This is a genomic window from Ochrobactrum sp. WV_118_8, assembly GCF_039631535.1.
In the GTDB taxonomy this organism is placed as follows: Bacteria; Pseudomonadota; Alphaproteobacteria; order Rhizobiales; family Rhizobiaceae; genus Brucella; species Brucella anthropi.
The window spans coordinates 789,125-803,120 of sequence record NZ_JBDIUZ010000001.1 but is presented as its reverse complement, the minus strand read 5'-3'; the positions used below and the strand labels follow the sequence as shown (position 1 = coordinate 803,120).

The following is a 13,996-nucleotide window of genomic DNA, read 5'->3' as shown; positions in this document are numbered from 1 at the left end:
GTCCAGATGAGAAAAATTTCCGGTCGCGCAAATGTTAATGCGTGTTTCCAAAGTTTACATGACCTCCTTCTTCTGCCTGTTAGGTTTCACCGCCGCATCTGGAGTGGTTCGTCTTTCACTCATATCCCCTGAATTGCTCCGCTTATTTGTTTTCACCGCCTTCGCAATGCCCGGATGTTTTCGATCCGGCTTCGCTATGCTCAAGGTTACCCAACAAATGAAAGCGATACTCATGGCGTTTCTCTCACGTACGGTTCTTGCCACGGTCCTCCTTTCGACCAGTGCGCTGCCCCACGCTGCAAATGCTCAGGAGACAGCCAATCAGCCGATAGCAAGTGGCTATCACAGCAGCGGTCAAGCCACCGCAGAGGTGAGCGGCGTCGTGGCAGATGGCGACAAGCTGACCGTCAAGGTCCGTTTCATCAATGCCAAGGAAGGCGGCAGCGTTTCGACAACGCTTTATACCGCGTTGTCGGACAAAGATTACGAGAATGACTATTATCTTCTCGCAGGCGACAAGAAATATCTTCTTCTGAAAGACTCCGAAGGCAAGCCGCTTGCTCCGGCATCGGTTTCTCTTTTCGGCAATGGCCATGTTGTGGGCGTCTGGCATGGCGTCTTTCCCGCGCCACCGAAGGGCCAGAAGGTGACGCTCTATATCAAGGGGGTCGAGCCGCTCGGGCCTTTTGCTGTTCCCGCCGAATAGGGGCTGGCCATGACCAATCAGATCAAAGGCTGCATCGCTCTCGGCCTCGCCGTGCTTTGCCTGCCATCCGTCGCGACCGCGCAGAATACAAGCGCAGACAACAGCGCTTATATTCGTGATCTTGTGCCCGAAATCCGCGATCTGGTTTCGGCATCGGGCAGCACCGATGGCAAGGCGCGTGGCCTGTCCGGTGCGGCACAGGAAATTGTCGAGAAGAGCGGCAATATCACCATGCGGGAAACCGAGGACAGCATCGTTCTTTCCGTGACAAGCGATATTCTGTTCGATTTCGACAGCGCCAAACTGACCAGCAAGGCCAAGGCGACGCTGACCGATATTGCCAAAATATTGGAAAGCATGCCGGATTCCGCAGTCCGTGTGGTGGGCCATACGGATTCCAAAGGGGCCGACAGCTACAACGATAAGCTGTCAAAAAGCCGCGCCGATGCGGTCACCAAATTTCTCGTCAATAATGGCGTTCAATCGGCACGACTGAAACCGGAAGGGCATGGCGAAAGCGAACCTGTCGCACCCAATGAAATCAAGGGCAAGGACAATCCCGACGGACGGGCACAGAACCGGCGTGTCGAATTTGTGCTGCCAAAAACCTAAGGGCAGAACCTATACCAAACGCAACTTCCGGCATCACGCCGGAAGTCTGCAATCTCTGCCTCCAAATATATTAGTAATAGCTTATTTTCATGCAGGACTGACGCCCTAATTCTCGATTGCCGGACTTGGCATCAACGTCAATTAGGAAACCGTCTCATGAGCACAAAACCAACTATCGTACTTGCGCATGGTTTCTGGGGAGGGGCAGCCCATTGGAGCAAGGCCATCCTCGCACTTTCCCGAATGGGACATGACAAGATAAGAGACGTGGAGATGCCTCTGACGTCGCTTGCCGACGATGCCGAGCGTTTGCGCAAGATGACCGTACAGCAGGAGGGGCCGGTACTTCTGGTCGGGCATTCCTATGGTGGTGCGGTCATCACACAGGCAGGTGATCTGCCAAATGTGGTGGGGCTGGTTTACATTGCTGCCTTTGCACCAGATGCAGGCGAAAGCCCCGGCGGCATCAGTCAGGAACATCCACCTGCGGCATTCCCCAATCTGGCTCCCGACAGCGATGGATATCTCTGGATCAAATACGATAAGTTTCACGAAAGCTTCTGCCAGGATTTGAGCGCCGACGAAGCTCTGGTCATGGCAATCACGCAGAAGGCGCCCATCGCCAATACATTTGGTGACACGATCACAGCACCGGCCTGGAAGAAGAAGCCAACCTGGTATCAGATATCGAGCCAGGACCACATGATCGCGCCGGAAAACCAGAAGCGAATGGCCGAACGCATGAACCCGCGCAAGACCATCACACTGGATGCAAGTCATGCCTCGCTTGCATCAAGACCCGACGAGGTCGCCGGATTGATCGCCGAGGCCGCAAACAGCGTCTCGTGAGAATCGAAAAGCAAAAAGCCCGGATCGCTCCGGGCTTTTTGTGTGTCAGCTTATTTCTTTTTCTTCGCGCGGCCTGCGAACGGATTGTCCGAGGTGCGCAATGAAAGCCTTATCGGCACACCCGGCATATCGAAAGTCTCACGCAGGCCGTTGATGAGATAGCGCACATAGGATTGCGGCATCGCATCGGGACGCGAGCAGGACACGACGAAGCCCGGCGGACGGGTTTTCACCTGCGTCATATATTTTACCTTCAGGCGGCGGCCAGAAACTGCCGGTGGCGGCTGGTGCGCGATGACGCCAGCCAGCCAGCGATTGAGACGTCCGGTCGAAACGCGGCGGTTCCAGATTTCGTGGGTCTTGACGACATTCTCCATGAGCTTGTCGATACCCTGTCCGCGCTCGCCGGAAATCGGCACGGCGCGAAGCCCGCGCACCTGTGGCAGCAGGCGGGCCGTCTTTTCGTAAAGATCGGCCAGAACCATCTGGCGGTCCTCGATCAGATCCCATTTGTTGAATGCGATGATCGGTGCCCGGCCTTCACGGATGATGAGATCGGCAATCTGCAGATCCTGCTTTTCAAACGGGATCGTCGCATCGAGCACGATGATGACGACTTCCGCAAAACGGATCGCACGCAGGCCGTCAGCAACCGAAAGCTTTTCGAGCTTTTCCTGCACGCGCGACTTGCGGCGCAAACCGGCCGTGTCAAACAGCTTGATCTTGCGGCCACGCCATTCCCAATCTACCGAGATCGAGTCACGGGTGATGCCTGCTTCCGGTCCGGTCAGCAGGCGGTCTTCACCGAGCATCGTGTTAATGAGCGTCGACTTGCCAGCGTTGGGTCGGCCGACAATGGCGATCCGCAGCGGCTTGGTCGCATCATAGGCCGGGATTTCTTCTTCATCCGGGTCTTCGATGTCATCGCCGATCAGTTCACCGACAGCCTTCGGCGTGAAAACCTCGTCGGCAACTTCCTCTTCCTTCTCGTCGGCGAAGACGCGCTCTTCGCCCAGAAGCTCGACAATGGCGTCACGCAGGTCTGGCATGCCCTGACCGTGTTCGGCAGAGATCGGGCACGGTTCGCCAAGGCCAAGCTGGAAAGCGTCATACATGCCGGATTGCGCGCCGCGCGCTTCCGCCTTGTTGGCGACCAGCACGACCGGCTTGCCGGAACGGCGCACCACTTCGGCAAAGGTGCTGTCGGTCGGCGTCAGGCCGTTCTTGGCGTCAACGACGAACAGGATCACGTCGGCTTCCTGGATGGCAGCCTCGGTCTGGGCGCGCATGCGCGCTTCCAGGCTGTCATTGGCAGCTTCTTCAAGACCTGCCGTATCGATGACCTGAAACTTCAGATCGTAGAGCTTGGCATCGTGGATGCGCCGGTCGCGCGTGACGCCCGGCAGGTCATCGACCAGCGCCAGCTTGCGGCCGACGAGGCGATTGAACAGCGTGGACTTGCCGACATTGGGACGCCCGACGATGGCGACTGTGAAACCCATGGGAGAAGATAACTCCAGAAACCAGAGCGGTTCCGCTTTCAACCGAAACGTGGAACCGCTCTATTTATTTATCTTGACGCGCATCTTGTCCGAAAACCGCTTCGCACTTTTCGGGATGCGCTTGTTTTATTATGTGCTTTGCGCGTCAGGCACGTTGACACCAGCGCTGCGCATCAGATCGAGCATCGTATTGGAACGCTGGCGGATATTGGCCGGAGCAAGGCTGTCATTGGCAATTTGCTGGAACAGTTTGACCGCATCATCGAAACGCTCAGCCTTCCAGGCAGCCAGACCCAACGCTTCCCGTGCGCTTGAACGCATAGGATTGCCGTCTGCGGAAAGCGTCTCGACGTGCTTGGCGACGTCGTCATAGGAACCGCTGTCGACCAGCAGATAACCGGCACGCAGGCGCGCGACATCGCGAAGCGGTGCAGGCACGGCGTTATCGGCAGCAACCTCATCGAACGCCTTCACGGCACCGGCTGCATCGCCCTTGTCAGCGATAACCGACGCGGCGCGAAGACGCGCCAGCACCGGATAGGAGCCGTAGCCGGTCTTTTCCAGATCGTCGAGCGCGGTCAGCGCTTCGTCGTTTTTGCCTTCCGAGGCGAGGTCCAGTGCGGCGAGGAACTTGTCACCGGAAGCGGAAGCCTTGCTGTCGACCCAGTGCTGATAGCCGACCCAGCCAGCTGTTCCCAGAACAATGGCCACAGCGCCGCCGATCAACAGCGGACCGAAATTCCGCCAGATCTGCTTTGCCCGTTCCGAACGGATTTCCTCGTTTACCTCGCGAATGAAACTGTCGTCTGCCATGGACCTGCCACTAAAGCCAAATTGATGTTCGTATTTGTTCGTTCTGGCGCTTTTAGTCGCATTTCGCGCCATATGTAAGACCCGTCAGCGAAATAAGCCGAAACACGTGTCACAAAGTGCATTTCGGTCCGACAATAGCCTTATTCAAGAACTAGCAACGGAATTTCTGGAACTATTCCTCTTCCCCCCTCGTTTCGTGGTCCATGCGCATCCTGTCCCCCCGCCCTGTTCTTTTGTCCGCCCTGGTTCTGGCTACCTGTGCCGCACAGGCGGAACCGGTATCCACAAAGCCGCAATATGTGCTGATTTCCTTCGATGGCGCACATGACAATGCACTATGGACCCGCTCGCGCGAACTGGCGAAGAAAAACAACGCCCATTTCACCTATTTCCTTTCCTGCGTCTTCCTGATGACCAAACAGGACCGGCGCGATTACAAGCCGCCCCATAAGCGGGCCGGTTCGTCCAATGTCGGCTTTGCGCTCGGCCGCGACGAAGTTGTCGCCCGCCTTGGCAATATCTGGCAGGCCCATCTGGAAGGCAACGAGATCGCCAGCCATGGCTGCGGTCATTTTGACGGCACTGATTGGTCGGCCGCCGACTGGGACAAGGAAATCAAGGAGTTCCGCCGCATTACCGCTGACGCCTACAAGAATAATGGCATCAGTGGCGAGCCGGAAGGCTGGCGTGATCTTGCGCTGAAGGGCATCGACGGGTTTCGCGCGCCCTATCTCGCCGCATCGAAGCCGGTGCAAGATGCGCTCAAGGCAAACGGTTTTCGCTATCAGGCATCGTCCATCACGCGTGGCCCAGAAGAGCCAACCCTTGCCGGTCAGTTTGCTTCATTTGGATTGCCGCTTGTTCCGGAAGGCCCGTCGCAACGCCCTATCGTGGCAATGGACTATAATCTTTATGTCCGTCACTCGAAGGGCCAGGAGGCGCCACAGCAATCGGCAGCTTTCGAAGACCGGGCCTATAAAGCTTTCCGCACGGCATTCGACAAGCAATATACCGGCGAGCGCATTCCGCTCCAGCTCGGCTTCCATTTCGTGCTGATGAATGATGGCGCCTATTGGCGCGCCATGGAGCGGCTCGTGACGGAAGTCTGCACCAAGCCCGACGTCAAATGCACAACCTACAGCGATTATCTGGACAGTCTCGACAAGGATGCCGTCCATGCAAGCCAGAACAGGTCGTAATCGTCCCCTTAAGCTGAAGGCGTTGCATCAAGATTTGCCTGATCGAGCGACGGCAGCGGCTCGTCGCGGATAACCGCCTCGAAAGCTCTCAGACGCTTGTAGATCGACAGCAATTCGATGATCGTCGTCCATGAGTTGACGAGATACTGGAACGATCCCTGCACCTGCGAAAAGACATTCGTGATCTGGTTCATCAGGCCAAGCGTCAGCTTGCCAGCCACAATCGACGGAACAAGGATCAGCGTCGGGAAAATATTATCGGCCTGAATATAGAAAATGCGGGCGACGTTGAAATAGACATAGTGGAAATAGAGCCGGAAATAATTGTGCCGGACATTGCGAAACAGTTCGCCGAGCGTGATCGGTTCCGCGCGATCCGCGTGATCTTCGCCATAGACCAGTTCCTTGCGGTAGGCCGCTTCGACACGCTGATTGTTGAACTCCAGCCCCGGCAGCTTGATACCGACCAGCGCCAGAAATCCGGTGCCGAAAGCAGCCCAGAAGACCGCCGCAACGACCAGGGCATGCGGCACCATGCCAACCACCGGCAGCTCGCTGACCTTTTCCGAAAAACTGAACAGGACCGGCAGAAAGGCAATCAGCGTCATCACCGATTTGACGAGACTGACACCAAGCTGTTCCAGCGTCGTGGAAAAGCGCATCGTGTCTTCCTGCACGCGCTGGGCCGCACCTTCAATGGAACGCAGTTTCGGCCAATGGCTGACATAGTATTCGTTCATCGCCGAACGCCAGCGGAAGATATAGTGGCTGACGAAGAACAGGCTCAGAACGCCGACCGTCACGCCGATAAAGGCGATCTCGGCAAAGGTGACCATGCCCCAGTAGAAATCGGAGGCGCTGACGGCTCCGGGCGATGTGAGTGCCTTTTGAACCAGATCGTAGAACGGCCCATACCAGGCATTGACCGCAACGCTGACCTGCACGCCGAAATAGGTAGTGAACAGGATCAGTGCCGATCCAAGTATGGACCAGCGTTGCCACGGGTGCGGTGAAAACCAAGCCCAGAAAAGATAGAAGGCGAATGTCGCCACCGCAAAATATATATAGAACCAGAGAAACGGCGCCGACCAGAACAGGCTCGCACCGATAATCGGCGCTGCGTCTTGTGCCAGGGGTGGCAGGCCGAATATGGCACCCAACCTTTCCCCTCCTTCATACCAGCCAAGCACCGCAAGCAGGCTCCAGACGAGCGCGGACCAGAAGAACAATTTCGGGCGGGGAAAGAACGACACAAACACTGAATTTCAGTCCAACTTCGTGAGGAATTTTCCGCATATGAAGCCGGTTCTCGCGCCTTTACCAGTTAAATTCCTGTAAGGTTTCAGCCCGATGTTCTGGCGGCGCGTCCCGCCATGATGCCAAGCACCGCGACGACCACCAGCGAGAGCGCTGCGGCCAGACTTGCCGAAGTAAACGAACCGGAACGCTGCGCCATGAAGCCAGCCACCAGCGGGCCGATGATCTGGCCAATGCTGAAGCAGACCGTCATCCGCGCCAAAGCGCGTTTTGGCGAAGCCGGTGCGAGTGTACGGGCGATCTGCAATCCGAACGCCGTCAATGCCATGAAAGTGATGCCCAGAAGCGTGCCGCCCACCAGAGGCCCGAGCGGCGGAGCCAGAACCACGCTTGCGGCAACGCCGACAGCTTCCAGAATGGCTGTCAGGGCAAATGCATTGAAAAGGCCGAATTTCCTGGCAGCCGGTGCCCACAGCCAGATCGAGGGCGCAGCCGTCAGGCCGGTCACCACCCACACAGCCGCTTCCATCAGCGGGCCGCCATCGGTCACGCGCACGATTGCAATCAGGAACGTTGCCGTGATCACGTAGCCAAAGCCGAAAATGCCATAGGCCAGCGCCAGTGCGTTGAAGGCGAAGCTCTTGGGGAGCGGCGGTTCACGCGTGCCACTGTTTCCGCCAACCGGCCCTTCCCTGACGAAAGCGCCAACCAGAACAACCATGACGATGGTCAGAACCGCAGCGCCGATCCAGTCGGCACGCCAGTCAAGCCCCGCAAAACGGATCAGCGCCACAAGAACGGCAGAGAGTGCAATACCACTGCCGACACCGCCGAAATGCAGGGCTCCAAGCCCCGCTCTTTCCGCCGCCGTGACATGGCTCAGCACGATTGCCGTGCAGAGGATCATCGTCACCGCACTGATGAAACCCGCCGCAAAGCGGATGATGGAGAACAGCCAGACACCGTCAAAAAGCGCCATGGCAGCACACAGCAATCCGCTGATGATCAGGCCCGCAATCACGCTTTTCCGTTCGATGCCCGCGGACCATCCATAACCGGCAACGACTGCCCCCAGCAGATAGCCGATATAATTTGCCGATGCGATAAAGCCTGCATCGGCGGCAGTGAAGCCGATATCGGCCATCATTCCCGGCAGGATCGGCGTATAGATGAAACGCCCGATCCCCATGGCTGCGGCCATAGCCAGAAAACCGCCGAAAGCATAGCGGACGGCAGTGCGATGTTGTGGGGATGCGGGCTTGGTCATCTCTAGGGAGGTCTCGGTCATTGGCGGGAAAATAAACCTCAATCATCCAAGGACAATTGAATTTTTCTGATCGGACCGATCACCACTATTGAGCCTCATACGCGCTCGCCCTCCTTGAAGCTTGCCCCCGGTTGTTTGGGTTTGTGCCCTTATGAGACCGTCCTAAAATTGGAGTACACACTCGCGATGGAGGATCGTGATGAATAGATCGGGCATATCCGCTTGTCTGTTAGCAGCCGTGACGGTGATCGCAGCAGGTGTCGTTCAGGCAAAAAAACTGGAAACGATGAGTGAGGTCCGCAGTGAGTTGCACACCTGCTGGTCCCCACCGCCAGATATTATCAAATCCAGCGTTACCCTCAGCTTCAGTTTTAGGCGTGACGGAAGCTTGATGGGGCCGCCCCGCGCTACCGCGATCAACGTTCTAGGTGATGACAATGCAAAAGCGGCATTTTTGAACGCTGCTATCGAAGCCGTCGAAAAATGTACGCCTCTGCAACTTGCTCCCTCACTGGCGCAGGAAATTAGCGGGGGTGTCTTTACCACGCAGTTTCATTCTCCGGATTAATCGAAGCAACTTTGACAGATATGCTCTTGCGAATCACATAAGCGTATGCTTATGTATTTTCATGAATGAGAACGATATATTCAACGATATATTCAGGGCGCTTGCCGATCCGACCCGCCGGATGATTTTCGAGAAGTTGGCATCGGGCAGCATGAATGCCAGTGCGCTGCGGGCGGGCATGGAGATCAGCCAGCCAGCCATGTCGCAGCATCTGGCCGTGTTGCGCGGCGCCGGGCTGGTGCGTGAGGAGCGTGAGGGGCGCTTCGTCAATTACGAAGTCGATCCGAACGGGCTGACCCTCATTGCCAACTGGCTTGCGAAATATCGCGCCTACTGGCCGGAACGTATCGACGCTCTCAAAACCTTGCTGAAGGATATGGACCAATGACCGACCGGCAGGAAGAACCACGCGTGAAAGGCATTGAACAGGAATATGAGTTGGATGCCACGCCGCAGAAAGTGTGGCGTGCGATCAGCATTCCGGAGTTTCGCGAAAACTGGCTTCCATCCGAGGCGTTGGCCGATCCGGAGCCAACATCCTGCAAGCCCGGCAAGGAGATCAGCTACCGGATGCGGGAAAGCGAACCGCCCTTTCTGGAAAGCATGGTCACGTTCCGCATTGTGCCAGGCGTTTCCGGCGGCACCTTTCTGCGCGTCATCCATGAACTGAACGACACGCGCCTGAAGCACACCGCGGTAGTTGCTGCCAACAGCAACCGGATGCCGATGATGCGCGCCGCCTAGAGCGGTTCCAGTTAAAACAGAGTTATTGGAACCGCTCTATCTCTTTGTTTTTACGCATTATCCTACGCATCGAAGCGGCATGAGAAATCAGTCCGGTGAACTGATTTCCCCGCGTAGACGCTTCGTACTTTTGCTGGAAATGCTCTAGTACCCCGGAATTTCTGACAGAGAGGAGTTCGCCGATGCGCGAAACGATGCAACTCGTCCCTATGGTCGTGGAACAGTCGAGCCGTGGCGAACGGTCGTTCGATATCTATTCGCGCCTGCTGCGCGAACGGATCATCTTTCTCAATGGTGAAGTGAACGACACTGTGTCTGCACTGATCTGCGCGCAATTGCTGTTTCTGGAAGCGGAAAATTCCAAACAGCCGATCAATCTCTATATCAACTCGCCGGGCGGCGTTGTGACCAGCGGCCTCGCGATCTATGACACAATGCGCTATGTCCGTGCACCAGTGCACACGCTTTGCATGGGGACGGCCCGCTCGATGGGCTCCTTTCTGCTGATGGCGGGCGAACCCGGTCATAGGGCAGCACTTCCCAACGCAAACCTGCTTGTCCACCAGCCCTCCGGTGGCTTTCAGGGGCAGGCATCGGATATCTTCATCCATGCCGAGGAAGCGCAACGAACCAAGCGGCTGATGACGCGTCTTTATGCCGAACATTGCGGTCGCACCTATGAAGAGGTGGAACGTGCCCTTGACCGCGATAATTTCATGACTGCGGAAGCCGGTCTCGAATGGGGATTGATCGACCGCATACTGGAACGGCGTGAAGTTCCAGCGGCGTGACGTCTTTCTGCAGCAGCGGTGCGCGTCCACCTATGCTGCAGTTGGCTTTTCTTCAGTCTTCCTTCCGGCGATGGGAACACTGTCCGGAATATCGGAATGCAGGAAGTGCAGCAGCGTATCCTGAACCGATAACAGCCGGTGCGCGCAATCGCGCCAGCCGAACGGAATGTCTTTTGGCATGGGCGGAATCCGGCTTGGCTCCTGCCCTTCCTCCAGCTCGCAATTGGCGATGACAACCTGCAAGGCCTCCGTCAGCCAGGACGGCGGTGGGGCCTCCTTCTTTCGCAGCGCATTGCCCAGCGCTTCACCGAACAGCAGCGCCGATGCGTAAAGGCGGATGCCACGCCGGTCGTACCGACCCGCCATTTCCGTAACCTCGCGCGCCACCAGCCGACCACGCAGCGACCAGCGTGCATTGCTGCGCGCCAGCGCAATACCGTCGCCGAGGGCGATCACTGCCCGGTGCGCGGATGTGAACTGGTTGATTGCACTTTGGGCGCGCACGAGGTCCTGTTTTTCGAGCGCCACTGCCGATTGCTTGAGTCCGTTGGCAAGACGGTCGAGCAGGCCGCGGACGGCCTTGTCGATCAGGAGCACCGGGCTTGGCGTCATCAATATCTGACTGAACAGCAAGCCGACACCGGCACCGACCAGAACATCGACCAGCCGCGTTATACCTGCGACCTGCGGTCCCATGGCGAGAACCAGAATCGCAGAGACGCCCGACTGGATGGCAATTGCAGGAGCCATGCCGAAAGAGGTCGCCAGCACCATGGCGACGAACGTCACTATGCTTGTGTGGAAGACCGGAACCGTTTCCGGCAAGAGCAGCGAAAGTTCTCCCACCAGCACGCCAGTCGTGACGCCGACCATCACCCCTATCGCCTGCTTGCCATGGTTGGGCAGGTTCGGTGCCAGACAGATCACGGCCGTGACCATGGCAAAGACAGGTTTCGGCTGCCCCAGCGCCAACTGGCAGATCAGCCACGCGACACCGCCTGCAAAGGACGCGATCAGGGAGTCACGCCAACTTACCGACCATTGCTGAACGACCTTATTCGCGCGCTGCCGCATAGATCTCTCCATCTGCTTGTCGACAGCTATCTATGGCAGCGCTCCTCTGCCTCAAGACTTGAAGAAACTTTCATATAGTTCCGGCTTGAAACCGACCGTCAGCTTTCCGTCCTTGTCGAGAACCGGACGCTTGACCATGGATGGCTGTGCCAGCATCAGCGCCCGCGCCTTGGCGGCATCGACGTTCTGGCGTTCTTCCTCGGGCAGTTTGCGAAACGTCGTTCCGGCCCGGTTGAGCAATTGTTCCCACGGAACGCTTTTCAGAAAGCGGTCGAGCGTTTCGCCGTCGAGCCCTTCCTTCTTGTAATCGTGAAATGCGTAGTCGATGCCATGGTCTTCAAGCCAGGTGCGCGCCTTCTTCATGGTGTCGCAGTTCTTGATACCGTAGATGGTCACGCTCATATCCGACTCCTTTGATCGACTAGAGCGTGATGTTTTCAAGTTGAACCACTATCCCGCTCTAAACTTTTGTTTGAGCATGATTGTATCCGAAAACCGGTTCCCACTTTTCGGAATCATGCTCTGGCCGCGATCAAAGGCGATCGAAACCTCGGTTTCAACCTTTAAAGCGTGTTGCATCCTACTATATTCAGGGAACACGCTTTAAGCTTTTGTTTTCACGCATGTCTTTATCCCAAAACCGGTTCCCACTTTTGGGAGACATGCTTTATCTGGAATCGTGAAAGATTATGCCCAGCGTATGCCGCTGGCCGGACCGGATGCGGCTGACACCGTGCCGCATCTTGACGCGATAATCGCCGCGTGTGCCCTGCATCGGACGGTCATTGACCGCAAAAACCACACCATCCCCCTGACGGAGCGGCACGACCTCCGCACGGCTCTGCATCCGGGGGCGCTGTTCGGTCAGCACGAATTCCCCGCCCGTAAAATCCTTCTCCGGTTCGGAAAGCAAAATCGCAACCTGCAACGGAAATGCGATATCGCCGTAAATATCCTGATGCAGGCAATTATAGTCACCCTCTACATATTGCAGGATGAGTGGTGTCGGACGGGTCTGTCCTGCCGCGTGGCACCGGTCCAGAAATTCGTCATGGGTCGGAGGAAAACGGACATCCGATCCCAGTCTCTCACTCCAGCGATTGGCGATGGGCGCAAGCTGCGGATAGAGCGTCTGGCGCAGATTCCAAATTAAGGCAGGAATGGGATTTGCGTAATATTTGTATTCTCCGCGCCCAAAACCGTGTTTTCGCATCGAAATAACAGTTCGAAATGCGGCCAGATTGTAGTAGCCGGCGGCTAATTCGCGGCAACCCTGTAGCGAAATTATGTTCCTGAGGATTGTGGCGCCGAACTCATCCAGTTCGGCGCCAATTTTTTGCCAGTCATAGGCGGCGATATTATCCGCCTGCATGGGTTCATTTCTGTTCATGCCTGGCTCTCCCGCTTCAGGAGATCGCGCTTGCGCTCGACGCCCCAGCGATAGCCGGAAAGACCGCCATCGTTGCGCACGACCCGGTGGCACGGAACCGCGACAGCAATCTTGTTGGCCGCACAGGCCTGTGCCACCGCCCGCACCGATTTCGGCGCGCCGATGCGCTCGGCAATATCAGTGTAACTCACTGTTTTTCCCGCAGGGATTTCGCGCAATGCCTGCCAGACGCGTTGCTGGAAAGCGGTTCCCTGCAGGTCGAGTGGCAGGTTAAGGCCGATGCGTGGCGCTTCGACGAAGCCGACCACCTCGGCCACCATGTTCTCGAAATCGCGGTCCGCGCCGATGAGATTGGCTTGCGGAAAACGCTTTTCCAGATCGCGGATCAATTCTTCCGGGTCGTCCCCCATCAAAATGGCACAGACGCCCTTGCCGCTTGCGGCCACCAGAACGGCCCCGAGTGCCGACTGACCGATGGCGAAACGAATATCCGCATTCTTGCCACCTTGCTTGTAAGCCTTTGGAGTCATTCCCAAAATCCCGTCCGAAGCCTCATAAAATCGGCTGCTGGAATTGTAACCGGCATCATAGATGGCGTCGGTTACACGGATTTCCGGTGCATCGAGCGCCGCCCGCATCTTCTTTGCACGATGCGCATCCGCATAGGCTTTCGGGGTCAGCCCCGTGAACTCTTTGAAAACACGATGGAAATGGGCAGGGCTCGCCTTCACGGAAGCCGCTATTTCTTCAAGGGAAGGCACTTCTTCCGCCATCTCGATGAAGCGGCAGGCGGCAGCTACCATATCGGCGTAACGGGTGCTGTTTTGCGTCGCCAAGGTTTCGGAGAGATGCGGCTTGCAGCGCATGCATGGCCGGCAACCGGCGCGTTCTGCATCCTCGCAACCGTCGAAGAACTGCACATTTTCGCGTTTTCCACGCCGCGACGGACATGATGGACGACAATAGACGCCCGTAGTGCGCACCGCATAGACAAATGCACCGTCCGACGCCTTGTCGCGGTCGAGCACTTTCTGCCAGCGGTTTTCATCAGGGTCGAGGGTCTTCATGGTCATAAGGTTCATGTCGGTATTCCTTCAATATGAGCATGAAGGAAGGCTAATGCCACCGCGTCGAAGCTACACTCCGCTGCTTGCTTTCAAATTCGAGACGATATCGTTGCACGTTTTATCCGCAAATGAGAACAATTCGGCAATCAGCTCCATC

General features: G+C 56.9%; 16 protein-coding genes. 8 read left to right on the top strand and 8 right to left on the bottom strand.

Features of this window, described 5'->3' with window-relative positions; genetic code table 11:
- Positions 1–217 precede the first annotated feature (217 nt).
- The 3 genes from ABDF71_RS03750 to ABDF71_RS03740 all read left to right on the top strand — a co-directional run bounded on the left by ABDF71_RS03750 (position 218) and on the right by ABDF71_RS03740 (position 2,167).
- Positions 218–706: a hypothetical protein gene (locus tag ABDF71_RS03750; protein WP_012090775.1), complete on the top strand. Its 489-nt coding sequence runs from the start codon at positions 218–220 to the stop codon at positions 704–706.
- 9 nt (positions 707–715) lie between these two features.
- On the top strand, positions 716–1,318 hold the full coding sequence (locus ABDF71_RS03745; protein ID WP_040129838.1) for an OmpA family protein: 603 nt from the start codon (positions 716–718) through the stop codon (positions 1,316–1,318).
- Positions 1,319–1,474: 156 nt separating this feature from the next.
- Entirely contained in the window at positions 1,475–2,167 is a 693-nt protein-coding gene (locus ABDF71_RS03740; RefSeq protein ID WP_125303307.1) for an alpha/beta hydrolase, read from the top strand.
- A 50-nt stretch (positions 2,168–2,217) separates the two neighbouring features.
- On the opposite strand, the gene der is transcribed toward ABDF71_RS03740, so the two are convergent.
- Positions 2,218–3,669 carry a ribosome biogenesis GTPase Der gene (der, locus tag ABDF71_RS03735; protein WP_010658311.1) on the bottom strand — a complete coding sequence of 484 codons (1,452 nt, stop codon included), beginning with the start codon at positions 3,667–3,669 and terminating at the stop codon, positions 2,218–2,220.
- A 129-nt stretch (positions 3,670–3,798) separates the two neighbouring features.
- Positions 3,799–4,482, bottom strand: a complete 684-nt coding sequence (locus ABDF71_RS03730; RefSeq protein ID WP_010658310.1) for a tetratricopeptide repeat protein — start codon at positions 4,480–4,482, stop codon at positions 3,799–3,801.
- 203 nt (positions 4,483–4,685) lie between these two features.
- Between ABDF71_RS03730 and ABDF71_RS03725 the strand changes: the two genes are divergently transcribed.
- Positions 4,686–5,681 (top strand): polysaccharide deacetylase family protein, encoded by a 996-nt coding sequence (locus tag ABDF71_RS03725; protein ID WP_151615830.1) that lies wholly within the window; start codon positions 4,686–4,688, stop codon positions 5,679–5,681.
- 8 nt (positions 5,682–5,689) lie between these two features.
- Here ABDF71_RS03725 and sbmA read toward each other — a convergent pair whose 3' ends face one another.
- Both sbmA and ABDF71_RS03715 read right to left on the bottom strand, forming a co-directional pair.
- Positions 5,690–6,940, bottom strand: a complete 1,251-nt coding sequence (gene sbmA / locus ABDF71_RS03720) for a peptide antibiotic transporter SbmA (RefSeq protein WP_151615831.1) — start codon at positions 6,938–6,940, stop codon at positions 5,690–5,692.
- A gap of 83 nt (positions 6,941–7,023) precedes the next feature.
- A complete protein-coding gene (locus ABDF71_RS03715; protein ID WP_151615844.1) occupies positions 7,024–8,205 on the bottom strand; it encodes a YbfB/YjiJ family MFS transporter in 1,182 nt (393 codons plus the stop codon).
- Between the two features lie 199 nt (positions 8,206–8,404).
- Between ABDF71_RS03715 and tolA the strand changes: the two genes are divergently transcribed.
- From tolA to ABDF71_RS03695, 4 genes are all read left to right on the top strand, one after another.
- On the top strand, positions 8,405–8,773 hold the full coding sequence (gene tolA / locus ABDF71_RS03710) for a cell envelope integrity protein TolA (protein ID WP_010658306.1): 369 nt from the start codon (positions 8,405–8,407) through the stop codon (positions 8,771–8,773).
- Between the two features lie 61 nt (positions 8,774–8,834).
- Positions 8,835–9,161: an ArsR/SmtB family transcription factor gene (locus ABDF71_RS03705; RefSeq protein WP_010658305.1), complete on the top strand. Its 327-nt coding sequence runs from the start codon at positions 8,835–8,837 to the stop codon at positions 9,159–9,161.
- Positions 9,158–9,517, top strand: a complete 360-nt coding sequence (locus ABDF71_RS03700; RefSeq protein WP_040129846.1) for an SRPBCC family protein — start codon at positions 9,158–9,160, stop codon at positions 9,515–9,517. The genes ABDF71_RS03705 and ABDF71_RS03700 overlap by 4 nt, the downstream gene beginning before the upstream one ends.
- 182 nt (positions 9,518–9,699) lie before the next feature.
- Positions 9,700–10,308, top strand: a complete 609-nt coding sequence (locus ABDF71_RS03695; protein WP_010658303.1) for an ATP-dependent Clp protease proteolytic subunit — start codon at positions 9,700–9,702, stop codon at positions 10,306–10,308.
- Positions 10,309–10,338: 30 nt separating this feature from the next.
- Here the strand turns inward: ABDF71_RS03695 and ABDF71_RS03690 are convergent, their stop codons facing one another.
- From ABDF71_RS03690 to ada, 4 genes are all read right to left on the bottom strand, one after another.
- Positions 10,339–11,382 carry an FUSC family protein gene (locus ABDF71_RS03690; RefSeq protein WP_151615832.1) on the bottom strand — a complete coding sequence of 348 codons (1,044 nt, stop codon included), beginning with the start codon at positions 11,380–11,382 and terminating at the stop codon, positions 10,339–10,341.
- A gap of 51 nt (positions 11,383–11,433) precedes the next feature.
- A complete protein-coding gene (locus tag ABDF71_RS03685; protein ID WP_010658301.1) occupies positions 11,434–11,784 on the bottom strand; it encodes an ArsC family reductase in 351 nt (116 codons plus the stop codon).
- A gap of 265 nt (positions 11,785–12,049) precedes the next feature.
- Positions 12,050–12,772 carry a 2OG-Fe(II) oxygenase gene (locus tag ABDF71_RS03680; RefSeq protein ID WP_151615833.1) on the bottom strand — a complete coding sequence of 241 codons (723 nt, stop codon included), beginning with the start codon at positions 12,770–12,772 and terminating at the stop codon, positions 12,050–12,052.
- Positions 12,769–13,854, bottom strand: coding sequence for a bifunctional DNA-binding transcriptional regulator/O6-methylguanine-DNA methyltransferase Ada (gene ada, locus ABDF71_RS03675; RefSeq protein ID WP_500061075.1), 1,086 nt, complete (start codon positions 13,852–13,854; stop codon positions 12,769–12,771). The genes ABDF71_RS03680 and ada overlap by 4 nt, the downstream gene beginning before the upstream one ends.
- Between the last annotated feature and the right edge of the window lie 142 nt (positions 13,855–13,996).